At 71.0% G+C, this 24,624-nt stretch carries 23 protein-coding genes; 5 read left to right on the forward strand and 18 right to left on the reverse strand.

Going from position 1 to position 24,624, the window contains the following annotated elements:
* Positions 1 to 86: 86 nt before the first annotated feature.
* The 7 genes from FD678_RS03240 to FD678_RS03270 all read right to left on the reverse strand — a co-directional run bounded on the left by FD678_RS03240 (position 87) and on the right by FD678_RS03270 (position 9,151).
* Positions 87 to 2,006 carry a potassium transporter Kup gene (locus FD678_RS03240; RefSeq protein ID WP_140719198.1) on the reverse strand — a complete coding sequence of 640 codons (1,920 nt, stop codon included), beginning with the start codon at positions 2,004 to 2,006 and terminating at the stop codon, positions 87 to 89.
* A gap of 59 nt (positions 2,007 to 2,065) precedes the next feature.
* Positions 2,066 to 2,653, reverse strand: coding sequence for a Holliday junction branch migration protein RuvA (gene ruvA / locus FD678_RS03245; protein ID WP_140719200.1), 588 nt, complete (start codon positions 2,651 to 2,653; stop codon positions 2,066 to 2,068).
* A 55-nt stretch (positions 2,654 to 2,708) separates the two neighbouring features.
* Positions 2,709 to 3,230, reverse strand: coding sequence for a crossover junction endodeoxyribonuclease RuvC (ruvC, locus tag FD678_RS03250; RefSeq protein WP_140719202.1), 522 nt, complete (start codon positions 3,228 to 3,230; stop codon positions 2,709 to 2,711).
* A gap of 112 nt (positions 3,231 to 3,342) precedes the next feature.
* Complete coding sequence (locus tag FD678_RS03255; RefSeq protein WP_140719204.1) at positions 3,343 to 4,074, reverse strand: YebC/PmpR family DNA-binding transcriptional regulator; 732 nt, start codon at positions 4,072 to 4,074, stop codon at positions 3,343 to 3,345.
* 38 nt (positions 4,075 to 4,112) lie between these two features.
* A complete protein-coding gene (locus tag FD678_RS03260; protein ID WP_140719206.1) occupies positions 4,113 to 4,760 on the reverse strand; it encodes an alpha/beta fold hydrolase in 648 nt (215 codons plus the stop codon).
* 63 nt (positions 4,761 to 4,823) lie between these two features.
* Complete coding sequence (locus tag FD678_RS03265) at positions 4,824 to 5,954, reverse strand: efflux RND transporter periplasmic adaptor subunit (protein WP_140719208.1); 1,131 nt, start codon at positions 5,952 to 5,954, stop codon at positions 4,824 to 4,826.
* Complete coding sequence (locus FD678_RS03270) at positions 5,951 to 9,151, reverse strand: efflux RND transporter permease subunit (RefSeq protein ID WP_140719210.1); 3,201 nt, start codon at positions 9,149 to 9,151, stop codon at positions 5,951 to 5,953. Before FD678_RS03270 ends, FD678_RS03265 begins: the two co-directional genes overlap by 4 nt.
* Positions 9,152 to 9,403: 252 nt before the next feature.
* Between FD678_RS03270 and FD678_RS03275 the strand changes: the two genes are divergently transcribed.
* Entirely contained in the window at positions 9,404 to 10,348 is a 945-nt protein-coding gene (locus tag FD678_RS03275; protein WP_140719212.1) for an AraC family transcriptional regulator, read from the forward strand.
* A gap of 247 nt (positions 10,349 to 10,595) precedes the next feature.
* On the opposite strand, the gene FD678_RS03280 is transcribed toward FD678_RS03275, so the two are convergent.
* A complete protein-coding gene (locus FD678_RS03280) occupies positions 10,596 to 11,447 on the reverse strand; it encodes a LysR family transcriptional regulator (RefSeq protein WP_140719214.1) in 852 nt (283 codons plus the stop codon).
* 95 nt (positions 11,448 to 11,542) lie between these two features.
* On the opposite strand from FD678_RS03280, the gene FD678_RS03285 reads away from it, so the two are divergent.
* A complete protein-coding gene (locus FD678_RS03285; RefSeq protein WP_140719216.1) occupies positions 11,543 to 12,484 on the forward strand; it encodes a DMT family transporter in 942 nt (313 codons plus the stop codon).
* Between the two features lie 201 nt (positions 12,485 to 12,685).
* Here the strand turns inward: FD678_RS03285 and FD678_RS03290 are convergent, their stop codons facing one another.
* The 3 genes from FD678_RS03290 to aspS are packed head-to-tail and all read right to left on the reverse strand — an operon-like array spanning position 12,686 to position 15,262.
* Positions 12,686 to 13,198, reverse strand: a complete 513-nt coding sequence (locus FD678_RS03290; protein WP_140719218.1) for a GNAT family N-acetyltransferase — start codon at positions 13,196 to 13,198, stop codon at positions 12,686 to 12,688.
* 3 nt (positions 13,199 to 13,201) lie between these two features.
* Positions 13,202 to 13,462 carry a DNA primase gene (locus FD678_RS03295; protein ID WP_140719220.1) on the reverse strand — a complete coding sequence of 87 codons (261 nt, stop codon included), beginning with the start codon at positions 13,460 to 13,462 and terminating at the stop codon, positions 13,202 to 13,204.
* 48 nt (positions 13,463 to 13,510) lie between these two features.
* Positions 13,511 to 15,262 (reverse strand): aspartate--tRNA ligase, encoded by a 1,752-nt coding sequence (gene aspS / locus FD678_RS03300; RefSeq protein ID WP_140719222.1) that lies wholly within the window; start codon positions 15,260 to 15,262, stop codon positions 13,511 to 13,513.
* Between the two features lie 156 nt (positions 15,263 to 15,418).
* Here aspS and FD678_RS03305 point away from each other — a divergent pair, with 156 nt between their 5' ends.
* Positions 15,419 to 16,171, forward strand: coding sequence for a DUF3011 domain-containing protein (locus tag FD678_RS03305; protein ID WP_140719224.1), 753 nt, complete (start codon positions 15,419 to 15,421; stop codon positions 16,169 to 16,171).
* Positions 16,172 to 16,276: 105 nt separating this feature from the next.
* On the opposite strand, the gene FD678_RS03310 is transcribed toward FD678_RS03305, so the two are convergent.
* From FD678_RS03310 to FD678_RS03320, 3 genes are all read right to left on the reverse strand, one after another.
* On the reverse strand, positions 16,277 to 16,558 hold the full coding sequence (locus FD678_RS03310) for an FmdB family zinc ribbon protein (protein ID WP_140719226.1): 282 nt from the start codon (positions 16,556 to 16,558) through the stop codon (positions 16,277 to 16,279).
* Between the two features lie 32 nt (positions 16,559 to 16,590).
* Complete coding sequence (locus FD678_RS03315) at positions 16,591 to 17,850, reverse strand: cation:proton antiporter (RefSeq protein WP_140719228.1); 1,260 nt, start codon at positions 17,848 to 17,850, stop codon at positions 16,591 to 16,593.
* Between the two features lie 61 nt (positions 17,851 to 17,911).
* Entirely contained in the window at positions 17,912 to 18,514 is a 603-nt protein-coding gene (locus FD678_RS03320; RefSeq protein WP_140719230.1) for a LysE/ArgO family amino acid transporter, read from the reverse strand.
* Between the two features lie 227 nt (positions 18,515 to 18,741).
* Here FD678_RS03320 and FD678_RS03325 point away from each other — a divergent pair, with 227 nt between their 5' ends.
* Complete coding sequence (locus tag FD678_RS03325) at positions 18,742 to 19,629, forward strand: LysR family transcriptional regulator ArgP (RefSeq protein ID WP_140719232.1); 888 nt, start codon at positions 18,742 to 18,744, stop codon at positions 19,627 to 19,629.
* Positions 19,630 to 19,639: 10 nt separating this feature from the next.
* On the opposite strand, the gene bla is transcribed toward FD678_RS03325, so the two are convergent.
* The gene (gene bla / locus FD678_RS03330; protein WP_140719235.1) at positions 19,640 to 20,539 is read right to left on the reverse strand and encodes a class A beta-lactamase; all 900 of its coding nucleotides are present in this window, start codon (positions 20,537 to 20,539) and stop codon (positions 19,640 to 19,642) included.
* Between the two features lie 97 nt (positions 20,540 to 20,636).
* Here bla and ampR point away from each other — a divergent pair, with 97 nt between their 5' ends.
* Positions 20,637 to 21,506 (forward strand): LysR family transcriptional regulator AmpR, encoded by an 870-nt coding sequence (gene ampR / locus FD678_RS03335; protein WP_140719237.1) that lies wholly within the window; start codon positions 20,637 to 20,639, stop codon positions 21,504 to 21,506.
* 218 nt (positions 21,507 to 21,724) lie between these two features.
* Here ampR and FD678_RS03340 read toward each other — a convergent pair whose 3' ends face one another.
* From FD678_RS03340 to FD678_RS03350, 3 genes are read right to left on the reverse strand one after another with little or no spacing between them, the layout of a single operon-like run.
* A complete protein-coding gene (locus tag FD678_RS03340) occupies positions 21,725 to 23,092 on the reverse strand; it encodes a sensor histidine kinase (RefSeq protein ID WP_177497533.1) in 1,368 nt (455 codons plus the stop codon).
* The gene (locus FD678_RS03345) at positions 23,079 to 23,765 is read right to left on the reverse strand and encodes a response regulator transcription factor (protein WP_140719241.1); all 687 of its coding nucleotides are present in this window, start codon (positions 23,763 to 23,765) and stop codon (positions 23,079 to 23,081) included. Before FD678_RS03345 ends, FD678_RS03340 begins: the two co-directional genes overlap by 14 nt.
* A gap of 58 nt (positions 23,766 to 23,823) precedes the next feature.
* Positions 23,824 to 24,621, reverse strand: coding sequence for a MipA/OmpV family protein (locus FD678_RS03350; protein WP_140719243.1), 798 nt, complete (start codon positions 24,619 to 24,621; stop codon positions 23,824 to 23,826).
* Between the last annotated feature and the right edge of the window lie 3 nt (positions 24,622 to 24,624).

Raw genomic sequence — 24,624 nt, forward strand, 5'->3', positions numbered from 1 at the left:
TGGCATGGCGCACATTGTAGGCAACTCCGGGCGGGTCTGACGCGCCCGCGGGACCCCGGTCTCGTGTCCCGGGCCCCGCCCCCTCCTCATATCTCGATCTGAGCGCCCAGCTCGACCAGCCGGTTGCCCGGGATCCGGAAGAAGCCGGTGGCCGGCGCCGCGTTGCGGTGCATCAGCGCGAACAGCTTGTCGCGCCAGATCGGCATGCCGCGGTTGGCGCTGGCGACGATGGTCTCGCGGCTGGCGAAGAAGGTGGTGTCCATCGGGTCGAAGTAGATCCCGCCGTGGTCGCACGAGCGCATCAGCGCCAGCGGCACGTCCGGGGTCTCCATGAAACCGAAGCGCACGTAGACGCGGTAGAACTCGTCGCCGATCGACTCGATCTTGAGCCGCTTCTCGGCCGGCGCGTACGGGATCGGCAGCGTCTCCACGTTGAGGAACACGTTGCGCTCGTGCAGCACCTTGTTGTGCTTGAGGTTGTGCATCAGCGCGTGCGGCACCACCATCGGGTCTGCGGTCAGGAACACCGCGGTGCCCGGCACCCGCGCCGGGGGGGCCAGCATCAGCCCGGGCAGGAAGCTGTCGATCTTGATGCCGTCCTTGCGGATCTCCTCGCGCAGCAGCGCGCGGCCGCGCCGCCAGGTGCGCATCAGCGTGAACACCACGATGCCCAGCACCAGCGGGAACCAGGCGCCCTGCAGCAGCTTGGCGCCGTTGGCGATCACGAAGGCCAGCTCGATGAGGAAGAACACCACGCACAGCGGCAGCACCCAGCGCCGCCAGCGCGGCCACAGCGCGCGCGCGACCAGCGCCAGCAGCAGGGTGTCGATCAGCATGGTCATCGACACCGAGATGCCGTAGGCCACCGCCAGGTTGGTGGAGCTGCGGAAGATCAGCACCAGCGAGATCACCATCGCCGCCAGCATCCAGTTGATGCCGGGAACGTAGATCTGGCCGATGGTCTCGTGCGAGGTGTGCTTGACCAGCATGCGCGGGATGTAGCCGAGCTGCATGGCCTGGCGCGCCACCGAGTAGGCGCCGGTGATCACCGCCTGCGAGGCGATCACCGCCGCCAGCGTGGCCAGGACGATCATCGGGTACAGCGCCCAGCCGGGCACCGCTTCGAAGAACGGGTTCTTCAGCGCGGCCGGGTGCACCAGCACCAGCGCGCCCTGCCCCAGGTAGTTCAGCAGCAGGCACGGCAGCACGAAGAAGTACCAGGCGTGGCGGATCGGCTTGGCGCCGAAGTGGCCCATGTCCGCGTACAACGCCTCGCCGCCGGTCACCGCCAGCACCACCGCGCCGAGGATGAAGATGCCGTGCCAGCCGTGGTCCATGAAGAAGCGCACGCCCCACCACGGATTGAACGCCTTGAGCACCTCGGGCGCGTCGACGATGTTCCAGGCGCCGATCAGGCCGATCGACAGGAACCACAGCGAGGTGATCGGGCCGAACACCTTGCCCACCTTGGCGGTGCCGAAGCGCTGCGCCATGAACACCAGCACCAGCACGGCCACGGTGATCGGCACGATGAACGGATGCAGGCTGGGCGCGGCGACCTCCAGGCCCTCCACCGCGCCCATCACCGAGATGGCCGGGGTGATCACGCCGTCGCCGAAGAACAGCGAGGCGCCGAAGATGCCGAGGATGCCGACCACGTAGGCCGAGCGCGACCCCTTGCGCAGCGTGCGCTGGGCCAGGGCCATCAGCGCCATGATGCCGCCCTCGCCCTCGTTGTCGGCGCGCATGATGATGGTCACGTACTTCAGCGTGACCGTGATCATCAGCGCCCAGAACGCCAGCGACAGCACGCCGAGCACGGTGTCGTGGTCGCTGTTGAGGCCGTAGTGCGGCGAGAACGCCTCCTTCAGCGTGTACAGCGGGCTGGTGCCGATGTCGCCGAAGACCACGCCGATCGCGGCCAGCACCAGGGCGAAACCGCCTTGCGCGGGACCGTGGGACGCATTGCCGCCGTGGCCGTGGGAAGCTGAGGGGGATGAAGACATGGCGGACCGAGGTTATCGCCGGATGGCGTGGAGGACGTGAAGGATCGGGAAGAGGCGGTTCAGCGCAGCGCGGCCTGGAGCGCCTTGCGGATCACGCCGGCGACGTCGTCGCCGTCGGCCGCGGCATCGCGCGCCATCCTGGCGGCCTCGGCCGGCTTGTAGCCGAGCTGCTGCAGCGCGACCGTGGCTTCGGACACGGCATCGGTGCCGAGCTGGCCGACGATCGGCGCGCCGCCCCCGCCGAAGTCGGCCGCGCGGTCCTTGAGCTCGACCACCATGCGCTCGGCGGTCTTCTTGCCGATGCCGGGAATGCGGGTCAGCGCCGTGACGTCGGCGGTCTGGACCAGGCGCGCGAACTCGTCCACGCTCACGCCCGACAACACCGCCAGCGCGATCTTGGCGCCGATCCCCGAGACCCGCTGCACGTCGCGGAACAGCCGCCGCTCGCCCTCGCGCAGGAAGCCGTACAGCGAAACGCTGTCCTCCTTCTGCGCGTAGTGCGTGAACAGGGTGACCTCGCGGCCGAGGTCGGGCAGGTCGTAGAAGGTGCTCATCGGCGCCTCCAGCTCGTAGCCGACGCCACCGACGTCGATCACCAGCCACGGCGGTTGCTTGTAGGCGAGGATGCCGCGCAGGCGTCCGATCATGGGTGGGCTCCTTTGAGGCCGGGACCGGGGACCCGGGTCCCGCTCCGATGTCCGTTCATTTCCTGCTCCAAGCCTGCTTCGTGTTCACGCCCAGCCGCTGCGCGGTGGTGCGCACGTGCGCGTGGGTGATCGCCACGGCCAGCGCGTCGGCGGCGTCGGCCTGCAGCTTGCCCTTCAGGTTCAGCATGACGCCGACCATGTGCTGCACCTGGACCTTGTCGGCGCTGCCCTTGCCGACCAGCGCCAGCTTGATTTCCTTGGCCGCGTACTCGTGCACCGGCAGGTCGTGCAACACCACCGCGCTGATCGCGGCGCCGCGCGCCTGGCCGAGCTTGAGCGCCGAGTCCGCGCTCTTGCCGACGAACACCTGCTCGATCGCCACTTCGTCCGGCCGGTACTCCTCGATCAGCGCCGCCAGCCCGTGCAGCAGGCGCTTCAGGCGCTGGGCGAAATCGCCCTCGCCGAGCAGCACCAGCGGCACATGGTGCACGTACCGGGCACGCCCGGCCGCGTCGACGTCGATGATGCCGATGCCGGTGCGCTGCGAGCCGGGATCGATGCCGAGGATGCGGGTCATGAAAGAGCCGTGATTAGCGATTCGGGATTGGTGATTCGGGAAAAGCGCGCTCCGCCGCAGGCCGATTGCTTTTGCGAATCACAAATCACGAATCACCAATCCCGGAGCGCCGTCAGGCGCTCCCCAAAGAAGCCTGGTCGACGTTGGAATACACATCCTGCACGTCGTCCAGGTCTTCCAGCATGTCCAGCAGCTTGCGCACCTGCACGGCGGTGTCGCCGTCGACGGCGATGTCGTTGTCGGCGCGGAAGGTGATCTCGGCATGGCCGGGCTCCAGGCCGGCCGCGACCATCGCGTCCTTGACCTGCGAGAACGCCTCCGGCGCGGTCAGCACGTCGATCGCGCCGTCCTCCGGGTAGACCACCACGTCGTCGGCGCCGCCCTCGATCGCCGCCTCGGTGACCTTGTCCTCGTCGGCGCCGGGCGCGTAGCTGAGCACGCCCAGGCGCTTGAACATGAATGCCACCGAGCCCTCGGTGCCCATGTTGCCGCCGCACTTGCTGAAGGCATGGCGCACGTCGGCCACGGTGCGCACGCGGTTGTCGGTGAGGCAGTCGACGATCACCGCCACGCCGCCGGGGGCGTAGCCCTCGTAGCGCACTTCCTCGTACTCGACGCCTTCCAGCTCGCCGGTGGCCTTCTTGATCGCGCGCTCGATCACGTCCTTGGACATGTTCGCGGCCAGGCCCTTGTCCACCGCCACGCGCAGGCGCGGGTTGTTGGCAGGGTCGCCGCCGCCGGCGCGCGCGGCCACGCCGATCTCGCGGATGATCTTGGTGAAAACCTTGCCGCGCTTGGCGTCGGACGCGTTCTTGCGGGCTTCGATCGAGGGGCCTCTACCCATGGGGTTACCGGTCTTGCTTGGATGACAGGGCGCGGATTCTACCCGATTGGCCGCGGCGCCCCTCCCGGGGCCGTCCCGGCATCGAAGCGCCCCTCGCGCAGGAACCCCGCCACCCGCCGCGCCGCCTCCGCGGAGAACGTCAGCCCGGTATGGCTGGCATCCACCACGCAATGGTCGGCCAATCCAGGCAGCCGGGTCTCCGCCAGCGCGACCGTGCCGTCGGATTCGCCCAGGCCGGCGAACAGCCGCCCCAGGCCGGCGGCGCGGCGGCCGGCGATCATCCCGACCGCGGCCTTCCCGGTCCATGGCGCGACGCCTTCCAGCAGCAACGCGCGGCTCCGCCCCAGCAGCCAGGCGCAACCGCGGTGCCCGCACAAGGCGCGCGCGGCCGCGCTGCCCAGCAGCGGGCTGCCGAGGCACACGATCTTTTCCACGCCGGGCGCGCCGCGTCGCGCCGCTTCCAGCGCGACCAGCCCGCCGAGGCTGTGGCCGACCAGCGAGACCGGCCCGCCGCCCAGCCGGCCGAGGTAGCGCACCAGCGCCTGCACCGCGGCGTCCGGCCCGGCCAGGGCCCCGTTATAGCCGAACAGCTGCACCTCGAAGCCCTCGCGCCGCAGGCGCCTCGCCAGCGGCAGCAGCCACCAGGCGGGGTTCCAGATTCCATGCAGCAACACGACCGATGGCATGCGACCTTCCTCGGGGCGGACGCCCAGGCTACGGCGCCCGGCCTGAACGCGGCGCGGGCGGGCCTATCGCGCCTGCGGCCGCCCGCGCACCCGCGTTCCGTCCGCCAGCAGCGCGTTGGGCGCCAGCACCACCGAATCGCCCGCGGCGACGCCGGACAACACCTCGATCTCGTTGCCGAGATTGCGGCCCAGGCTGACCTGGGCGAAATGCACCTGGCCGTCGCCGCCCACCTTCGCCACCTTGGCCGTCGCACCGTCCTGCACCACCGTGGCCAGCGGCAGCACCACCGCCGGCACGGTGCGCGGGACGCTCAGGCGTACCTGGCCGACCATGCCGGCCGGGATGCGGTTGTCCGGATTGGGCAGCCGCAGTTCCACCCGCATGCCGCCGGCGTCCTCGGAAATGCGCTGCGCGGTGCGCACCACCTCCGCGTCGAACTGCTCGCCCGGCAGCTCCGGGAACGTGACCTGCGCGCGCAGGCCCGGCCGCACCTGCAGCGCCGCGCTCTGCGGGACGTCCACCGCGACCCGCAACGGATCGAGCGCGTCGATGCGGAACATCGGCACCGTCGCCGAGGCGGTGTCGCCGACCACGCGGTCGCCGACGTCGACGTTGCGCGCGCTGACCACGCCGTCGAACGGCGCGCGCACGCTGGCGAAGCCCTGCCGTTCGCGCGCGCTGGCCAGCTGCGCGCGCGCGGCGTCGCGCGCCGCCTGGGCGGCGTCGCGCGCGCCGAGGCGGCTGCTGTAGTCCTCGCGCGAGATCAGCTGGGTGCGCAGCATCGCCGCGGCGCGTTCGTAGTTGCCGCTGGCCAGGGTCAGGTCGGCCTCGGCCTGGGCCAGGTCGGCCTGCGCCTGGCGCACCGCCTGGTCGATCTCCGGGGCGGCGATGGTCGCCAGCACCTGGCCGGCGCGGACGCGATCGCCGATGTCGACCAGGCGCGTGCCGACCAGGCCGGTGGCGCGCGCGAATACCTGCGCGCTCTGCCCGGCCTGGGCGCGCGCCGGCAGCACCAGCGCGTAGTCGGCCGCGGCCGCGCGCGCCTGCACCAGCGACACCTCGGGCACCTCGGCGGACGCGGGCACCGCGCGGCTGTTGCCGCATCCGGCCGCCAGCAGGCAGGCGGCCATCAGCAGCGGCATGGCGAACGCCGCGGACGGAACGGGGCGGGACAACACGTGGGGGACGTTCATCGAGTGGCTCCTTCGCCGCCGGCCGGCAGGCCTTCGGCGGTGGTTGCAGCCGCGGCGACGCGGCGGTTGTGGCGGCGGCCGAGCACGGCCAGGATCGAGGGCACCAGCAGCAGCGTGGCGGGCGTGCCGAACAACAACCCGCCGATCACGGCGCGGCCGAGCGGGGCGTTCTGCTCGCCGCCCTCGCCCAGCCCCAGCGCCATCGGCACGATGCCGAGCACCATCGCGCTGGCGGTCATCAGCACCGGCCGCAGGCGCACCGCCGCGGCCTCGTAGGCGGCCTGCTCGGGATCGTGGCCGGCGGCGACCAGGTTGCGCGCGAAGCTGGTCACCAGCACGCTGTTGGCGGTGGACACGCCGATCACCATCATCACGCCCATCAGCGCCGGCACGCTGAGCGGGGTGCCGGTGGCGAACAGTGCCACCGCCGCGCCGGCGATGGCCAGCGGCAGCCCCGACATCGCCACCAGCGGCTGGATCCAGGACTGGAAGTTCACCACCAGCACCAGGAACACCAGCACCGCCGCCATCAGCAGGCCGGAGGCCAGCTCGGCATAGGCGTTCTGCATCTCGCCGGCCTGGCCGACGATCTCGATGCGGTTGCCCGGCTTGAGCCGCGGCCGCATCTGCTCGGTCAGCCCGCCCAGGGCCGAGTACACCGAGCCGAGGTCGCGCCCCTGCACGTTGGCGATGACGCTGACGGTCGGCGCCATCATCACCCGGCCGACGCTGGCCGGCACCGCGCGCGGGGTCACGCTGGCGATGTTGCGCAGCAGGACGGTGCCGTTCGCGCCGATGCGCAGCGGCGTGTTGAGCAGCGTATCGATGCCGGCCAGGTCCGAGGGCAGCACCTGCAACTGCACCGTGTAGGACGTGGCGCTGGCCTGCTCGACCCAGTACACCGGGGTCACGGTGCCGGACGAACCGAGCACCGCCAGCACCGCGCGGCTGGCGTCCTGGGCGCTGATGCCGAGCTGCGCGGCGCGGGTGCGATCGATGGCGATGTGGTACTCGGGCAGGTCGAGCACCTGCCGCACCATCACGTCGGTGGCGCCGGGGATCCTCTGCAGCTGCGGCACCAGCTCGCGCGCCAGCGCCAGGTTGCCGGCGGCATCGCGGCCGTTGAAGCGCACTTCCAGCGCGCCCACCGCCGAGCCGGCCAGGGTGCGGCCGGTCGCGTCCGGCGGGCGCTCGAACACGCGCACGTCGGGGAAGCGCTCGGCGATGCGCTCGCGGATCGCCTTCAGGTAGCCGGCGGTCGGCGCGTGCGGCGTGCGCAGCTGCAGCATCAGCTCGGCCTCGAACGAGCCGACCACCGCGCTGTCCACCCAGGCCAGGTTGACGGCGTCGGGAACGCCGATCTGCTCGTAGACGGTCTGCAGTTCGCCGGCCGGGATGATCTGGCGGATCTCGCGCTGGATCTGCGCCATCCGCTGCGCGGTCTGTTCCAGGCGCGTGCCGGACGGCAGCCGCACCTGCAGGCGCAACTGCCCGGCATCGACCTGCGGGAAGTATTCGCGCCCCAGCAGCGCCGCGCTGCCCGCCCCCAGCGCCATCAGCACCAACGCCGCCAGCGCCAGCACGCCGCCATGGTGGCCGAGCCGGTACAGCAGCGCGTGGTGGCGCTCGCGCAGCCACTCCAGCGCGTGCTCCATGCGGTGGTGCAGGTTCAGCAGCGCGCGCTCGGCGGCCCAGCGCGGCTGCTGGCGGCTGCGGATGTCGGCCGGCAGCAGCAGGTAGCACAGCACCGGGATCAGCGTGCGCGACAGCAGGAACGAGGCCAGCATCGCGAAGATCACCGCCAGCGCCAGCGGCGTGAACACCCAGGCCGACAGGCCGGTCATCAGCAGGATCGGGGTCAGCACGATGCAGATCGACACCGTGGAGACGAACTCCGGGAACACCACCTCGCCGGCGCTGTCCAGGATCGCGGTGCGCACGTCCTTGCCCATCGCGATGTGGCGGTTGGTGTTTTCCACGTCGACCACCGCGTTGTCGACCAGGATGCCGATCGCCAGCGCCAGCCCGCCCAGCGTCATCACGTTGAAGGTGTAGCCGAGCAGGTACAGCGCGGTCACCGAGGCCAGCAGCGCCAGCGGGATCGCCGAGAGCACGATCAGGCTCGAGCGCCACGAACCGACGAACACCAGCACCACCGCCGCGACCAGCAGGCCGACCAGGATCGCCTCGTGGCGGATCGAACCGATCGCGTTGTCGACGAACACCGACTGGTCGAAGATCGGCTCGATGCGCGTGCCCGGCGGCGCCGAGGCGGCGATCTCCGGCAGGCGCTCGCGCACCTGGCGCACGATCTCCACCGCCGACGCGCCGCCCATCTTGATCAGCGCCACCGACACCGCGCTGGCGCCGTCCATGCGCGCGATGTTGGTCTGCAGCGCGCCGCCGTCGCGCACGCTGGCCACGTCGCGCACGTAGATCACGTTGCCGCCGCGGCTGGCGACCGGCAGGTCGAGGAAGCCGGCGGCGCTTTCCGGGCTGGTCTCCAGCGAGATCTGCATCTCGCGCGCGCCTTCGCGGATCGTGCCGGAAGGCAGCGTCGGGCTGCCGCGCTCCAGCGCGCCGGTCACGTCCTGCGGGGTCAGGCCATAGGTCTGCAGCGCCTCCGGGTCCAGGTCGACCATGACCTGGCGCGCCGCGCCGCCGTACGGCAGGCTCATGCGGATGCCGGGGATCGACTGGATCTGCGAGCGCAGCTGCAGGCGCGCGTAGTCGTACAGCTGCGCCTCGCTCATCGAGTCCGACGACAGCACCAACTGCAGCACCGGCGTGCTGGACAGGTTGTTGCGCACCACCAGCGGCGGCGAGGTGCCCGGCGGCATGCGCCGCAGGATGGTCTGCGAGACCGCGGTCATCTGCGCCAGCGCGCGCTCCAGGTTGACCCCGGGCTGGAAGTCGGCGCGCACGATGCCGATGCCGTTCAGGCTCTCCGAGCGCACTTCCTTGAGGTCGTCGACGGTGTTGAGCACCGAGATCTCGGAGAACGAGGTCAGCTTGGCCGCCATCTCCGCCGCCGGCAGGCCGGCGTAGGTCCAGATCAGGTTGACCGAGGGGATGCCGACCTCGGGCAGGATGTCGGTGGGCATGCGCCGCGCCGACTGGATCCCGAACAGCAGGATCAGGATGGCGAGCACGCCAATGGTGTAGCGGCGCGAAAGCGCATACTGGACGATCCACATGCGGACGGCTCCGTGGGGGCTGGGGGCGAGCGGTTCGCGGACATCGATAGTGCGCGTCGCACGGCCATTGCCACAAGCAGGCCCGGGCAGGACACTGCCGTGCGGCGGCCGCAACAGACTCTCCGAAATGCCCGCGCCGGCGTTTGCCCGTTACTGCCGCAAGATTGCCGGATCCTGCACGCGGGCCTCACCTGTGCGCCCCGCCTCCGGTACTCTTCGGCGTATCGCCGCAGGCCATGCCCCGCGAAGTCCATGAATACCCTGTCCCCGTCCGAGCTGATCGCCCAGCACTCGCTCGCCGCGCCGTTGGCGGAACTGACCGACCGGATTGCCCGGCTGACCGCCGGCGGCGAAGGCTTCCACCGCACGGCCTTGCCCGCGCTGCACCTGATCCGGTTCGACGCGCCGACCGCATGCATGCCGACGGTCTACGAGCCGCGGCTGTGCCTGGTGGTCCAGGGCAGCAAGCTGGCGATCCTGGGCGAACAGCACTACCGCTACGACCCGCTGCATTACCTGGTCGTGTCGGTGACCCTGCCGATGATCGGCCAGGTGGTGGAGGCGAGCCCGGAAAAGCCCTACCTGTGCCTGCGCCTGGACCTCGCGCCGGAAGACATCGCCGGGCTGCTGCTGGACGGTCCCGAGCGGGCCGGCGACAACGAAGCCGGCGAGGACGGTGCCTGCGCCGCCTATGCCGCGCGGGTCGGCACGCCGCTGCTGGACGCGGTGCTGCGGCTGATGCGCCTGCTCGACGCCCCCGAGGACCTGCGCGTGCTCGCGCCGCTGGCGATCCGGGAGATCCTCTACCGCGTGCTGCAGGGCGACCTCGGCGGGCGCCTGCGCGCCCTGGCGGTCAAGGACGGCCAGCACCAGCGCGTCGCGCAGGCGGTGATGCTGCTGCGGCGGCATTACCTGGAACCGCTGCGGGTGGAAGCGCTGGCGCGGACGGTGCACATGAGCGTGTCCGCGCTGCACCGCGGCTTCAAGGCGGCGACATCGATGTCGCCGCTGCAGTACCAGAAGCAGCTACGGCTGCACGAGGCGCGCCGGCTGATGCTGGTGGACGGGCTGGAAGCCGCGGCCGCGGCGCACCGGGTCGGCTACGAGAGCCCCTCGCAGTTCAGCCGCGAATACAAGCGGCTGTTCGGCGCACCGCCGCGCGCGGAAGTCATGGCGGTGCGTACCGCCAGCCGGTGAGATTCGGCCCCTATATTGCTGGTGGGAGGGACTCCGGTCCCGGCGGGCTTGCCTATAACGCTCGAATCGCCGCCCCGACCTGTGGGAGCGGCTTCAGCCGCGACGGGATTTTCCCCGTTTGGATCCCCGCGCATGGATGCGCGGGCTCTTGCCAGAGGGACCTGCATGAAAACCCCGTCGCGGCTGAAGTCGCTTCTACAAGAAGGTCCTAGATCCTCGTCTTCCGGGGCCCGGCGGGAACGCCGCCCTAGCCGGGCTCCGCCAGCGCCTGGACCAGGAACTCGGCGACCGCGCGCACCGCCGGCGCGCGCCGCAGGTCGCGGTGCACCACCAGCCACAACTCGCGTTCCAGCACGCCGGCGCCACCGGGCAACGGCACCAACCCCGGATCGTCGACGTTGCCCGGCAGGTCGCCGAGCAGCGCCACGCCGACGCCCGCCCGCACCGCCCCGCGCTGCACGTCGGAACTGTTGCTGCGCAGGACCAGCGGGCGGCCGGCCGCGAAGGCGCGCATCTGCCGCTGCTGCGGGCTCTCGTCCAGGCTCTCGTCGTAGCCGATGAACACGTAGTCCTCCGGCGCCGTGCGCGCCAGGTAGGACGGCGCGGCATAGTAGGAGAACGTCATCCGCTGCAGCCGGCGCACCACCAGTTCGGGATCGTCCGGCCGACCGAGCCGGATCGCCAGGTCGACCTCGCTGCGCAGCGACGCCATGCGGGTCTCGGCGATCACGCGGAGCCGGATCGCCGGATGGCGCCGGTACAGCTCGCCGAAGTGCGGCGTCAGCAACGTGGTCGCCGTCGCCGGCGGCGCGCTCAGCGACACCGTGCCGGCCACTTCCTGCTGCCCGGCCGCGGCGGCGCGCAGCACCGCCTGCGCGCCGGCCTCCATGTCGCGCCCCAACCGGGCGATGCGCTCGCCATCGGCGGTGAGCACGTAGCTGCGGGTACGCCGGTCCACCAGCTTCAGCTGCAAGGCCTCCTCCAGCGCGGCGATCCGCCGGGCGACCGTGGCGTGCTCGACCTGCAACCGGCGCGCCGCGCCGGCCAGCGAGCCGGCATCGGCGAAAGCCACGAAGTGGCGCAGGTCGTCCCAATCCATCCTGGGAATTTCCTCACATGGGGGCATCGGTTTCTGGGAATTTTACCGGGGTGGCGGTGCGCGCAGGATGCGCGCTTTGGAAAGGAGCTTCCCCCATGCGCTCTCATTTGCCCACTTATGCCGCCCTGGTGGTGACCACCTTCTTCTGGGGCAGCGCCTTCAACGTCGGCGCCCACGTGATCGCCCGGATGTCGCCGATCAGCGCCGGCGCGGAACGTTTCGCGATCGCCAGCATCGTGCTGCTCGGCGTGCTCGCCGCCGGCCGCAACCTGGACCTGCGGCTGTTGCGCGCGCACCTGCCCGCGCTGTCCGCGATCGGCGTGCTCGGCATCGTCGGCTTCAACCTGGCGATGTTCTTCGGGCTGCGCTCGACCACGCCGTTCAATGCCGCGCTGATCATGGCGACCACGCCGTTGTGGACGATGCTGCTGTCGGTGCTGGTCGAGGGCGAGCGCATCGACCGCTGGCGGTGCGCCGGACTGGCGAGCGGGCTGGCCGGCGTGGTGCTGGTGATCAGCGGCGGCGACCCGGAGCGGCTTGCGCACCTGCGGCTGGCGCCGGGCGACGCCATCGTCTGCGCCGGTGCGCTGTCGTGGGCGCTGGCCACGGTGATCTCGCGCCGCTTCCTGCCGGACGTGGACGCGCGCCAGACCACCACCTGGTCGATCGTGCTCGGCACGATCGTGATGCTGTTGATCGGCGCCTGGCGCGAACACCCCCTGCAGGCCGCCGCGCAGGCGCCGGCCAGCGTGCACTGGGGCCTGCTGTACCTGGCGATCTGCAGTTCCGTGCTGGGCTACCTGTTCTGGTTCGACGCGACCCGCCGCCTGGGCCCTGCCCGTACCGCGGCCTTCTTCAACCTGGTCCCGGTCTTCACTCTGCTGGTGTCGCTGGCCGGTGGCCGCGTGCCGCAGCCGGCCCAGTTGCTGGGCGTGGTCGCCGTGATCGGCGGCGTGGTGCTGGCTTCGCGTGGCCGGCGCGCGGTGGTACCTGCGGACCGGCACGTAGTGAAATCGACCTGCGCGGAATCCGGCTGAGAGCGGCGGCGCATCCAACTGACGTTCGCAGTGTTGTCCATGGGAGCGGGTCTACGTGGCCCCGGGCCATCAGCCGCGATGGGGCTTTCACGCAGATAGCGATCTCTGCAAGAGCCCGCGATCCACGCGCAGAAAGCCCCATCGCGGCTGAAGCCGCTCCCACAAAAGCCGCTCCTGCGGATAAACAGGTAAAGCGACTTCTCAGCGCGGCGACCGGCGCAGGATGTATTCGTGGTCGCGGATCCGGCCGACGGGGAACTCGTAGTCGCCGACCTTCTCGAATCCATAGCGCGCGTAGAAGCGCTGCGCGCCGAAGTTCTTCGACCACACCCCGATCCACAGGGTGCGCGGGCCGTCGCGCTCCAGCCACTCCAATGCCGTCTCGAACAGGCGGCTGCCCCAGCCGCAGTTCTGGTGTTCCTTCAGCAGGTACAGGCGTTTGAGTTCGCCGTCGCCCGGCGACACCTCCGCGTGCGGCAATCCGCACGGGCCGGCCGCGGCATGCCCGATCGCCTCGCCATCGTGCTCGAGCAGCCAGATCGCATAGTCAGGATGCGCGAGCACGATGCGCGAGCGCTCCACCGCGTAGGTCTCGGCGAGGAATCCCCGCAGGTCCTCGTCGGGGTAGAGATGGCCGAAGGTCTCGGTGAAGGTGCGCGCCGCCAGCGGCGACAGGATCTCCGCATCGTCAGGGGTGGCGCGCCTGATCCGCATGGATCACGCCTCCTCTTCTTCCTCGTCGGCGTCCTCGTCCTCTTCGTCCTCTTCGTCCTCTTCTTCCTCGTCCTCGTACTCGTAGTCGTCCTCGCCGAAGTCCTCGCCGTCCCAGCGCCCTTCCGGGTCCGCCACGAACGCCAGCGACTCGCCCACGCGCACCAGCCAGCCGCCGAACACGCGCGCGCGCAGCGTGGTCCCGACCTCCGCGCCTTCGTTGCCCAGGGCTTCCCATTGCAGGTTGAAAGGCACTTCCGAACTCATGGCGCTGTCTCCGTCTGTCGTTGGGGTTGCGTCGGGGTAAAGGTTCGCCTACTTCGCCTGCGGGCGCACTTGGATATGCACTTCCGCCAGTTGCGCGTCGGGAATCGGCGACGGCGCGCCGGTCATCAGGCACTGCGCGCCGGTGGTCTTCGGGAACGGGATCACGTCGCGGATCGACTCGGTGCCCGCCATCAGCGCGGCGATGCGGTCGATGCCGAAGGCGATGCCGCCGTGCGGCGGCGCACCGTAGTTCAGCGCGTCGAGCAGGAAGCCGAACTTGGCGCGCGCCTCCTCCTCGCCGATCCCGAGCAGCTCGAACACCGCGCTCTGCATCTCCGGGCGGTGGATGCGGATCGAGCCGCCGCCGATCTCGTTGCCGTTGAGCACCATGTCGTAGCCGCGCGACACCGCGGTCCTGGCGTGGGCGCGCAGCTCGGCGATGTCGTCCACGGCCGGCGCGGTGAACGGATGATGCAAGGCGACGTAGCGCTGCTCCTCCTCGTCCCATTCGAACATCGGGAAGTCGGTGACCCACAGCGGGCGCCAGCCCTCGGCGACCAGGCCGAAGTCCTTGCCGGCCTTCAGGCGCAGCGCGCCCATGAAGTCGGAGACCCTGTTGTAGCCGCCGGCGCCGAAGAACACGATGTCGCCGTTGCCGGCGCCGACGCGGGCGACCAGCGCGGCGAAGGCGTCCTCGCCGAAGAACTTCTGGATCGGCGAGCTGATCTCGCCGTTGTCGGCGATCTTGACGTAGGCCAGGCCCTTGGCGCCGTACTTGGCGGCGTGCGCGGCGTACTCGTCGATCTGCTTGCGCGACAGGCTGGCGCCGCCCGGGATGCGCAGCGCGGCGACGCGCCCGTCCGGATCGGCGGCGGCATCGGCGAACACCTTGAACTCGCTGCCCTTGACCAGCTCGGCCACGTCGACCAGCTCCAGGTCGATGCGCAGGTCCGGCTTGTCCGAACCGTAGCGCCGCATCGCCTCGGCCCAGGTCATGCGCGGGAACTGCGCGTCCAGCTCGACATCGGCCACCTCCTTGAAGATGGCGCGGATCATCTCCTCGACGAAGTCCTGCACGTCGCGCTCGCGCACGAAGGCGAACTCCATGTCGAGCTGGGTGAATTCCAGCTGGCGGTCGGCGCGCAGCGCCTCGTCGCGGAAGCAGCGCGCGATCTGGTAGTAGCGGTCGAAGCCGGCCACCATCAGGATCTGCTTGAACAGCTGCGGCGACTGCGGCAGCGCGTAGAACTCGCCCGGGTGCATGCGCGCCGGCACCAGGAAGTCGCGCGCACCCTCGGGCGTGGCCTTGGTCAGGATCGGTGTCTCGATGTCCTGGAAGCCGCGCGCGTCCAGGTGGCGGCGCAGCGCCTGCACCAGCCTGATGCGGGTGCGCTGCATGCGCTGCATCTCCGGGCGGCGCAGGTCCAGGTAGCGGTAGCGCAGGCGGGTTTCCTCGGACGGGTTCTCGTGCGCGTGGAACGGCAGCGGCGCGGCCTTGTTGAGCACGGTGATCCTGCTCGCCACCACCTCGACCTTGCCGGTGCGGATCCGGTCGTTGACCGCATGGCGCGCGCGCACCACGCCCTCGACCTGCAGCACGTCCTCGTAGCCCAGCGAAGCCGCGACCGCGAACACCTCCGCGTCGCCCGGCTCCACCGTCACCTGCACGATCCCCTCGTGGTCGCGCAGGTCGATGAAGCAGACCCCGCCCAGGTTGCGGGCCACGTCGGTCCAGCCGGCAAGGGTGACGGTTTGGCCGATCAGGGTCTCGTCGACCAGGCCGCAGAAGTGGGTACGCATCGAAAACTCCGGAGAGGGAACGCCGGCGGGGGACCCGCCGGAAAGCCGAATATTCTGGCGGGACGCCCCGGCCGGGGCAAATCCCGGCGGGACTCACTGCGAATTAAGGAAGCCCGCTCGATAGTCCCGGCATCGACACTCAACCGGGGGGAAGCCATGTTGCGCAATCTGCTGTGCCTGTCCGGCCTGGGCCTGGCCGTGCTGCTCGGAACCGCCGCCGCGCCCGCCCGGGCGCAGGACCGCGGCTGGAACGATGGGCGGCCCGTGGTCACCTGCTCCAGCAACGACAACCGCCGCAACCAGTGCAGCACGCCGTTCCGCGGGCGCGCGGCGCTGGTGGAGAACCTGTCCGGCACCCGCTGCATCGAAGGCCACAACTGGGGCAGCGGCAACGGCTACATCTGGGTGGACCGCGGCTGCCGCGGGCGCTTCGTCGAGGCGCGCGGGGGCGGCTGGGGCGGCGATGGCGGCTGGAGCGGCGGCAACCGCGGCACCATCCGCTGCGAGAGCAACGACCAGCGCCAGCGGGTCTGCAATACCGGCTGGCGCAGCGCGGTCCTGGTACGCCAGCTGTCGAGCACGCGCTGCATCGAGGGCCGCAACTGGGGCAGCCGCAACGGCACGGTCTGGGTCAACGACGGCTGCCGCGGCGAATTCGCCGAAGGCCGCGGCTGGGGCGGCGGTGGTAGTGGTGGTGGCTGGGGCCCGGGCGGCGGCAGCGACTATTTCGTCACCTGCAGCAGCAACGACAAGCGCCAGCGCACCTGCGACTGGGATCGCCGGCAAGGCCGTCCCTACGTGGTGAAGCAGCTCTCCGGCACGCCGTGCGTGGAAGGCCGCACCTGGGGCTACCGCGGCAACACGATCTGGGTGGACGACGGCTGCCGCGCGCGCTTCGGCGCGCGCTAGGGCGTACCGCCGCTTCCCCCAAGCGGCCGGCCCGCATGCCGGTCGCCCACCGGCCCCTCGCTCGCGAAGGGCCGGTGGACACTCATGGGGCCGGCCCCGGAGCGCTCACGACGCCGCGGGAGCCTCGGCCTTGGCCGGCGCGGGCGCGGCTGCGGCGCTGTCGCCGGCGGACGCGGCGTCGGCCAGGTTTTTCTTCTTCTCGCCCTTGGACTTGAAGTCGGTCTCGTACCAGCCGGTCCCCGACAGGCGGAACGCCGGCGCGGTGACCTGGCGCTTCACCGCCGCGGCGGCGCAGGCCGGGCAGGTCGTCGGGTCGGGATCGGAAAGCTTCTGCAGGCGGTCGAAGACATGGCCGCAAGCGGCGCACTGGAAGGCGTAGATCGGCATACGGGAAGATCGAAAGCAAAAACCCGGGCGGATTATCGTGGCGATCCGGCCGGGTTCAAGGGCTCGGGCGCGGCATCGCCCACCGGCGCATCCATCTGTACCGGCTCTTCCGCGGGAGGGCGGCCCAGGCGGTCCTCCGGGTGCAGGTTGGCCTCGGGCTCGGCCGGATCGACGTCGAACGGCGCCCGGAACACCAGCGACGGCAACAGCGTGGTCAGGGCCGCATACAGCAGCAGCGCGCCGAACAGCGCCTCGGGGATGGCGAAGCGGTCGCGCAGGATGCCGGCCAGCACCAGGGTGAAGATCAGCGTCGGGGCCAGCGCCAGGGAAACCCGCAGGCTGGACCGGAAGTCCTCGCCGAACATCAGGCGGCGCTGCAGCCAGATCACGCCCACGCGCAGCGGCAGCACCACCAGGGTGATGGCCAGCCCCAGGCCGAGCGCCGCGAAGCTGAGCGCGCCGGCCGGCACGTGCGTGCCCGCCTTGAAGAAATAGAACGGCACGAAGAAGCTGGCGAACAGCCGCACCGCGTGCAGGTTCTCGTCCGAGGCCAGCGCCGGCATGCGCTGGCGCAGCAGGCGCGCGACCAGGCCGGCGACGAACGCGCCCACCAGGTAGTACACGCCGAGCTTGTAGGTGACGTAGGCGGCGATCAGCCCGACCATCACCAGCAGCGAGAACTCCGACCCCGGCGCCTGCGGCGCGACCCAGCGCCCGAGGCCGACGAACAGCAGCGGCAGCCCGACCAGCATGGCCAGCATCACGGCGCTGGACACGCCCATCCGCACCGGGTCGCCCGCCTGCAGGATCACGAACAGCGCCGCCAACGCCAGCAGCTCGCCGGCGATCGCCTTGTTGGTCACCCAGAACCGCTCGTCCTCCGCCAGCCCGAGCCGGCCGAGCGAATCGAGGATGAAACCGGTGGAAGGCGTCAGCAGCGCCAGCGCCAGCAAACCGGCGGCCTGCCACGACAGCCCGGCGTAGCGCCACACCAGCCAGGCGGCGCCGACCAGGACCGCGCAGCGGATCGCCAGGTGCGCCAGCAACGGCCACAATCCGCGCCGCAAGGCGTGCAAGTCGACCTCCAGCCCGGCGAACAGGAACAGCGAGGAGATCCCGAGGGTGCCGAGCAGGACGATCACCTCGTCGTGGACCTTATCGCCCATCGCCAGCATCGCGCCGATGCCGAACAGCAGGCAGGTCAGCGGCGCGGGGACCTTGAAGCGCTGCAGCGCGCGCGGGATCACCAGCAAGGCGAAGATCAGCAGCAGGTAGACCAGTTCTCGGCTCATGCGGGGGATGCCTTCCGTTGGATGCCCGCATCCTCCCCGCAAGCGCCGCGCCGGGGCAAGTTCAGCCGGCGCTCGCCAACCGCCACGCCACCCACAGCATCACCCCCGCGACCAGCACGTCCAGGACCCGCCAGACCCGCGGACGCGCCAGCCATGGCGCCAACCGTGCCGCGCCCGTCGACAGGCCGAAGAACCACAGCGTCGAAGTGGTGCCGGCGCCCAGGGCGAAGGCGGCCGGCGCGTCCTCGCGCGCGCCGATCGAGCCGACCAGCAGCAGCGTATCGAGGTACACATGCGGATTGAGCAGCGACACCCCGGCCGCGGCCAGCAAGGCCTGGCGGAGGCTGCGGCGCGGCGCGCCTGCCAGGGTGCCGAGCGCCTGCGGCCGCCAGGCGCGCCACAGCGCCTGCGCCGCATACAACACCAGGAAAGCCACCCCGCCCCAGCGTAACAGCGCCAGCAGCCACGGCCTCGACCCGATCAGCGCCGACAGGCCGAACACGCCCGCGCCCACCAGCACGATGTCGCAGGCGGTGCAGAACGCCGCGACTGCCAGGTGATGCTCGCGACGCAGGCCCTGCGCCAGCACGTATACGTTCTGCGCACCCAGCGCGACGATCAGGCTGGCCATGGTCAGCAATCCGGTCAGGTAGCTGGCGCTCATCGCGCGTTCCCATGGATGCGGTCGGCGGAATAAAGGGACTTCGGCATCGGCGGCTCCGGCAGAGGGGCACCGGCGCCTGCGTGCCGGGCTCCCGTGGGGGGAAAGATTCGATTCGCGCGCCTGGACGTGCGTCGCTTCCGTGAGGGACTCACGAGTTGGAAGGGCACTCTGTCCGCCAACGCGCTATAAGGGAAACGAATTATGCGAATGCGTCATTAGCGCCCCTGATGATCGACTACAAGCTCCTGGCCGCCTTGGCCGCCGTGGTGGAAGAAGCCGGCTTCGAGCGCGCGGCACGCCGGCTGCGCTTGTCCCAGTCGGCCGTGTCCCAGCGCATCAAGCTGCTGGAAGCGCGGCTCGGGCAGGCCGTGCTGGTGCGTGCGTCCCCGCCCCGCCCAACCCCGCTCGGGCTGCGCCTGCTGCACCACGTGCAGCAGGTACGCCTGCTGGAGACCGACCTGCAGGCCGCCGTGCCGGGACTGGGCGAAGACGAAGGACCGCAACGGCTGCGGGTGGCGCTCAACGCCGACAGCCTGGCGACCTGGTGGATGCCGGCGGTGGCGCCGCGGCTGATCGCCGACGCCTTGCTGCTGGACATGGTGGTCGAGGACCAGGACGTGGGCCTGCGCCGCATGCGTGCCGGCGAAGTGGCCGCCTGCCTGTGCGCCAGCCCGGGACCCGTCGCGGGGGCGCGCATGCTCGCGCTGGGCGCGATGCGCTATCTCGCCGTGGCGGCCCCGGCGTTCTGCGAGCGCCACTTCGGGGCGGGCACCGACGCCGGCGCGTTCGCGCGCGCACCGGCGATCGTGTTCGGCCCGGACGACCGCCTGCAGCATCGCTATCTCGCCAGGCTTGGCCTGGAGGGGGCCTTCCCGCACCACTTCTGCCCCTCGGCAGAGGGTTTCCTGCAAACGGTCGTGGCCGGCGTCGGCTGGGGCCTGCTGCCGGAACTGCAATGCCGCGACGCGCTCGAGCGCGGCATGCTGCGCGAGCTCTCGCCGGGGCGTCCCATCGACGTGCCGCTGTACTGGCACTACTGGCGCAGCGGCGGCGCCGCGCTGCAGGCGCTCACCGACCACCTCGCCGCCAGCGCCGGACGCTGGCTGTTGCGATGAAACGGACGGCCTACCTCGCCCCTTGCAGGTCGAGCACGACCGCCTGCGCGACCGCGCGCAAGGCGGCGTCCTGGCCGGCGGCATCCACCTTGGCGCCGTTGAGATAGGCCGCCAGCAGCAGCGGCGGACGGCCGGGCGGCCAGAGGATGGCGATGTCGTTGACGGTGTCCTCGCCGTTGCTGCCGGTCTTGTCGCCGATCTTCCAGTCGGGCGGCAGGCCCGCACGCAGGCGCGCGTTGCCGGTGCGGTTGTCGATCAGCCAGTCGGTGAGCCGGCGCCGCGACGCCGGGCGCAGCACGTCGCCGAGCAGGATCCGCTGCAGGGTGCCGGCCATCGCCGCCGGGGTGGTGGTGTCGCGCGGATCGCCGGGCGCGAACTCGTTGAGCATCGGTTCGAGCCGGTCGGTGCGGGTGGTCGCATCGCCGATGCCGCGCAGGAAGGCGATCAGGCCGGCCGGGCCCCCGACCAGCGGATACAGCAGGTTGGCGGCGGCGTTGTCGCTCCAGATCAGCGTGGCCTGGCACATCTCGGCCACGCTCAGGCCGTCCGGGCCGACATGCTTCCCGGTGGCCGGCGAGTGGCCGACCAGGTCCGACGCCTGGATCGGCAGGCGCCGGTCCAGGCCGACCTTGCCGGCGTCGACCTGCTTCAGCACGGCGGCAGCCAATAGAAATTTGAAGGTGCTGCACATCGGGAAGCGCTCGTCCTGCCGATGCCCGACGCGCCGGCCGCCGGCGGTGTCCAGCAGCATCACGCCAAGCCGCCCGCCGCTCTCGCGCTCGATCGCGGCCCAGCGCCCCGCCAGGTCGCCGGCGGCATTCATTACGCCTCTTTTCGCCCATGCCCCGCCGCTCGCCAGCGACGCCAGCGCCAAGCCGGACACCTGCAGGAAACGCCTTCTCGCGATCATCGTCCACCTCCTGGGAAAGCTGGATTATTGGAACGTTGACCGGGAACCACCAGCGAGGTTATTCAATCCCAGCCATCGATCCATTTCATGCCTCGCGATGATCCGCCCCCAGCTGCCGCTGAACGCCCTGCGCGCCTTCGAAGCCGCCGCGCGCCACCAGAATCTGACCCGTGCCGCCGACGAGCTGTGCGTCGGCCAGGCCGCGCTCAGCCACCAGATCAAGGCGCTGGAGTCGCGCCTGGGCGTGGTGCTGTTCCATCGGCTCGCGCGCGGGGTGGCGCTCACCGACGAGGGCGCGGCGCTCTACCCGGTGCTCAACGAGGCGTTCGACCGCATCGCCGCCACGCTCGACCGCTTCGCCGGCGGCCACTATCGCGAGGTGCTGAGCATCGGCGTGGTGGGCACGTTCGCCACCGGCTGGCTGCTGCCGCGCCTGCCGGCGTTCGCCGCGGCGCACCCGACCATCGACCTGCGGCTGCACACCCACAACAACCGCATCGACCTGGCCGGCGAGGGCCTGGACCTGGCGATCCGCTTCGGCGACGGCGACTGGCAGGGCCAGGTCTGCACGCCGGTGCTGGAAGCGCCGTTCGCGCCGGTCTGCGCGCCGGCCCTGGCCCGCAGGCTCGCCGCGCCGGCCGACCTGGCCGGCATTCCGCTGCTGCGTTCGTATCGCGCCGACGAATGGCCGCGCTGGTTCCAGGCGGCCGGGCTGCCGGCGATCGACGCGCGCGGACCGGTGTTCGATTCCTCGCTGGCGATCGCCGCCGCGGCCGCGGCCGGCGCCGGCGTCGCGCTGCTGCCGCTGCGGATGTTCGAGCAGGACCTCGACGCCGGCCGGCTGGTCTGCCCGTTCGACCTGCACATCGACGCGGGCTGCTATTGGCTCGCCCGGCTGCGCTCGCGCCCGGAAAGCGAGGCGGCGCGGCGTTTCCGGGAGTGGCTGCAGGACCAGGCCCGTCTTTAGGGATTTCAGCCGCGATGGCCGCACGCGATCGAGAACAGGAACACCAGGACCTTGTCGCCTTCGCCGCGTTCCACCACCTGCTCGGCCGTCAGCCCCCCCGAACGCGGCGACCGCCTCGTCCCGGTACCACTCGAGCGCGCAGCGGCGGCAACGCTGGATAAGGCTCGCGACCTCCAGGATGTCCGCGTCCGGTGCGGGCGCTCGCGTGGCCGTCGTCTTCATGGCTGCAGGCCGCCCTGCCGCGCATCGAAGTGCACGCGGAAGACCGCGCCCTTGCGTCCCGCGGCCACCGCCACATCGATATGCCAGCCGTGCGCCAGCGCGATCTCCCTGCAGATCGCGAGACCCAGCCCCGTGCCTTCGTGGCCCGCCCGCGGGCCGCGCCAGAACCGTTGGAACAACAGCGGCCGGTCGGCTTCGTCGATGCCGGGGCCTTCGTCGGCAACGCTGAAGCCGGTCGCGTCCAGCGCCAGCGTCACCACGCCGCCCTCCGGCGAGTGGTTCAGCGCGTTCTCCAGCAGGTTCTTCATCAGCACGAACATCGCCCCGGCATCGGCGACGATCGTTCCGGTGTCCGCCTCGTCGCCCTGGAGCACCAGCGCGACCGATCTGTTCGCGGCCATGCGCGCCAGGTAGTCGATGGCGTCCGCCGCCACGCTGTCCGGCCGGAACGAGGAGAAGCGATAGTTCTGCACCTCGCTCACTTCCGCCAGGTGCAGCAGCTGGTGGACGTGCCGCGCCATCAGGTCGGCCTCGCGCAGCAGCATCTTCCGATCCGCCGCGTCGCCGAGCTCGAGCCCCGTCCGCAGCAGCGCCAATGGCGTCTTCAGCTCGTGCGCGGCGGCGGCGAGGAATTCCTGCTGCACCCGGTAGCCGGCCTCCAGGCGTTCCAGCGCGGCGTTGAAGGCCTGCACGAGCGGCCGGATCTCGCCGGGCAGGCCATCCACGCGCAGGCGCGCGGTCAGGTTGCGCGGCTCGATCCGGGATGCGGCGAGCGATGCTTCATGCAATGGCCGGAGCATGCGCCTGACCGTCAGGAACACCACCAGGCAGAAGACCGCCAGCGCGCAGGCCGCGCTGGCCAGCCCGGCCTGCAGGTAGAGCTGGCCCTCGTACTCGTCGAGCGTGAGCACCAGGCGGTCGCTGCGCGCGACCTGCACCGTGTAGCGGCGCCCGTCGCGCACGACCGGGCGGGCGTCGGCCAGGATCGCCATGTCCCCGTCGGGAGCGGGCATCCTGAACTCCCTCACCGCGAGCGGCATCGACTGCAGCGCATCGAGCAGCGGGCCTTCGCCGCTCGATGCGACGGTGCGGCCACCGGCATCGACCACCCGGTACGCCGCGTCCTTCCGCATCGCGTCGTAGATGTCGCTCTTGCGGCGATCCAGGTGGACGGATGCGTTGCCGGCCGCGTCGATGCGCAGCCCCTGGTCGATCCGGTCGGCGGCCTTGGCCAGTTCGCGCGCCATCATCGACGCGACGGAAGGCCGCGCCGCCAGCATCGCGACCGCCACCACGCCGGCCGCGGCGACCATGCCCGCCAGGGTCGCCAACATCAGGCGGCCGGACAGGCTACGGGGCCACATGCGTTCGATAAAGGGCAAAGCCATGGCCGCGGATGTTCCTGATCGAGAGCTCCGAGCCGATCGCGGCCAGCTTCCTGCGCAGGCGATGCAGGGCCACCTCGAGGGCGTTCGGGGTGACGCCTTCGCCGCGCCCCCAGGCCGCGGCCTCCAGCGCGGCGTGGCGGACGATGCCGCCCTCGGCGCGGACCAGGCAGATGATGATCTGCAGTTCCGATGCCGACAGGGTGACGCTCTCCTCGCCGCAGCTCATGCATCCGGCCTCGGGCAGCACCCGCAGGTCGGCGTGGCACGGCTGCAGGTCGCGCAGCACCGGCGCGCGCCGCATCAGCGCGCGCACCCGCGCCACCAGTTCCTCCAGCGCGAACGGCTTGGGCAGGTAGTCGTCGGCGCCCGCCTCGAGCCCGTCGACGCGATCGCGCAGCGCGTCGCGCGAGGTCAACACCAGGCACGGCACGCGGCTGCCGGCGGCGCGCAGGCGCCTTACCAGCGCCAGCCCATCGCCGTCGGGCAAGCCGCGATCGACCACGATCGCGGCGTAATCCCGCTCGGCGATGCCCGACCAGGCCGCCTGTACGCTGCCGTACACGTCGGCGCCGATGCCTGCCGGTTCCAGCCCGCGGCCGATCAGTTCGGCCAGGCGCAGATGGTCCTCGACCAATGCGATCCTGTTCACTCAGCCTCCGTCTCCGGCAACGCCGGGCGACAGCATAGGGGAGCGTCCCGCTGCCGGCTCAGAAGCTCCGCACGAAGCCGAGCTGCAGGCTGCCCGTACCGTTGCTGCCACGCTCCAGGAACGGGCTGTCGCCGATCTCGCTGGGCAGGAAACGGTAGCTCAGCGCACCGACCAGGCGCCAGTTTCCGCCGAGCGGCCGTACGATGCCGAGCCTGACCTGCGGCACCAGCGCCGCATCCGGGCGGTACGGCGCGACGCCGCGCGCCTCCTCCTCGTCCAGGGTGCCGTAGTAGTAGCGCACCACGTCCTTGGACAACCAGCGCACGCCGACGCTCGGGATCAGCAAGGTCCTGCCCCATCGCCGCGGATAGCCGTAGTCGAGCCCGAGCTCGTAGCCGCCGCTGCGGTCGGTCACGTCCGCCAACGCCTGCAGCTTCAGCTCTCCTGCCGCCCCGCGCCAGGTCGCGGCCAGGCCGGCATCGACGCCGTCGTCGCGGTCTTCCAGCCGCGCCGGGTCCAGGCCGTTGCGCTCGAGCCCGCTGCGGCTGAGGTCGTCGATGTCGAAACCGTCGAAGTTGCCGGCGAGTATCGCGTCGAAGACGAAACCGTCCGATTTATGGACGTGCACGCCGCCGGACAGCCCCCGCCAGAACAGGCGCTCGCCTTCGTAGCTGACCCACGGGAACGGACGGATCCGCATCCCTTCGCCGACGTAGGGGCTGTCGTTGACCGAGACCCCCGCACCGAGCTGCCAGCGTTTCGGGGCACTGGTGGAAGCCACGTCCTCGACCACCGAGGACTGGGCGAGCGCAAGCGAAGGGAACAGCAGGAAGAACAACGCGGGCAACCTGGTCATGTA

This window comes from Pseudomonas sp. Hp2 (genome assembly GCF_006386585.1).
Taxonomy (GTDB): Bacteria; Pseudomonadota; Gammaproteobacteria; order Xanthomonadales; family Xanthomonadaceae; genus Pseudomonas_S; species Pseudomonas_S boreopolis.

Excerpts from the sequence above, each read along its gene's own strand:
- FD678_RS03240 (WP_140719198.1), bottom strand. The coding sequence starts at position 2,006 with ATGTCTTCATCCCCCTCAGCTTCCCACGGCCACGGCGGCAATGCGTCC.
- ruvA (WP_140719200.1), bottom strand. The coding sequence starts at position 2,653 with ATGATCGGACGCCTGCGCGGCATCCTCGCCTACAAGCAACCGCCGTGG.
- ruvC (WP_140719202.1), bottom strand. The coding sequence starts at position 3,230 with ATGACCCGCATCCTCGGCATCGATCCCGGCTCGCAGCGCACCGGCATC.
- FD678_RS03255 (WP_140719204.1), bottom strand. The coding sequence starts at position 4,074 with ATGGGTAGAGGCCCCTCGATCGAAGCCCGCAAGAACGCGTCCGACGCC.
- FD678_RS03260 (WP_140719206.1), bottom strand. The coding sequence starts at position 4,760 with ATGCCATCGGTCGTGTTGCTGCATGGAATCTGGAACCCCGCCTGGTGG.
- FD678_RS03265 (WP_140719208.1), bottom strand. The coding sequence starts at position 5,954 with ATGAACGTCCCCCACGTGTTGTCCCGCCCCGTTCCGTCCGCGGCGTTC.
- FD678_RS03270 (WP_140719210.1), bottom strand. The coding sequence starts at position 9,151 with ATGTGGATCGTCCAGTATGCGCTTTCGCGCCGCTACACCATTGGCGTG.
- FD678_RS03275 (WP_140719212.1), top strand. The coding sequence starts at position 9,404 with ATGAATACCCTGTCCCCGTCCGAGCTGATCGCCCAGCACTCGCTCGCC.
- FD678_RS03280 (WP_140719214.1), bottom strand. The coding sequence starts at position 11,447 with ATGGATTGGGACGACCTGCGCCACTTCGTGGCTTTCGCCGATGCCGGC.
- FD678_RS03285 (WP_140719216.1), top strand. The coding sequence starts at position 11,543 with ATGCGCTCTCATTTGCCCACTTATGCCGCCCTGGTGGTGACCACCTTC.
- FD678_RS03290 (WP_140719218.1), bottom strand. The coding sequence starts at position 13,198 with ATGCGGATCAGGCGCGCCACCCCTGACGATGCGGAGATCCTGTCGCCG.
- FD678_RS03295 (WP_140719220.1), bottom strand. The coding sequence starts at position 13,462 with ATGAGTTCGGAAGTGCCTTTCAACCTGCAATGGGAAGCCCTGGGCAAC.
- aspS (WP_140719222.1), bottom strand. The coding sequence starts at position 15,262 with ATGCGTACCCACTTCTGCGGCCTGGTCGACGAGACCCTGATCGGCCAA.
- FD678_RS03305 (WP_140719224.1), top strand. The coding sequence starts at position 15,419 with ATGTTGCGCAATCTGCTGTGCCTGTCCGGCCTGGGCCTGGCCGTGCTG.
- FD678_RS03310 (WP_140719226.1), bottom strand. The coding sequence starts at position 16,558 with ATGCCGATCTACGCCTTCCAGTGCGCCGCTTGCGGCCATGTCTTCGAC.
- FD678_RS03315 (WP_140719228.1), bottom strand. The coding sequence starts at position 17,850 with ATGAGCCGAGAACTGGTCTACCTGCTGCTGATCTTCGCCTTGCTGGTG.
- FD678_RS03320 (WP_140719230.1), bottom strand. The coding sequence starts at position 18,514 with ATGAGCGCCAGCTACCTGACCGGATTGCTGACCATGGCCAGCCTGATC.
- FD678_RS03325 (WP_140719232.1), top strand. The coding sequence starts at position 18,742 with ATGATCGACTACAAGCTCCTGGCCGCCTTGGCCGCCGTGGTGGAAGAA.
- bla (WP_140719235.1), bottom strand. The coding sequence starts at position 20,539 with ATGATCGCGAGAAGGCGTTTCCTGCAGGTGTCCGGCTTGGCGCTGGCG.
- ampR (WP_140719237.1), top strand. The coding sequence starts at position 20,637 with ATGATCCGCCCCCAGCTGCCGCTGAACGCCCTGCGCGCCTTCGAAGCC.
- FD678_RS03340 (WP_177497533.1), bottom strand. The coding sequence starts at position 23,092 with ATGTGGCCCCGTAGCCTGTCCGGCCGCCTGATGTTGGCGACCCTGGCG.
- FD678_RS03350 (WP_140719243.1), bottom strand. The coding sequence starts at position 24,621 with ATGACCAGGTTGCCCGCGTTGTTCTTCCTGCTGTTCCCTTCGCTTGCG.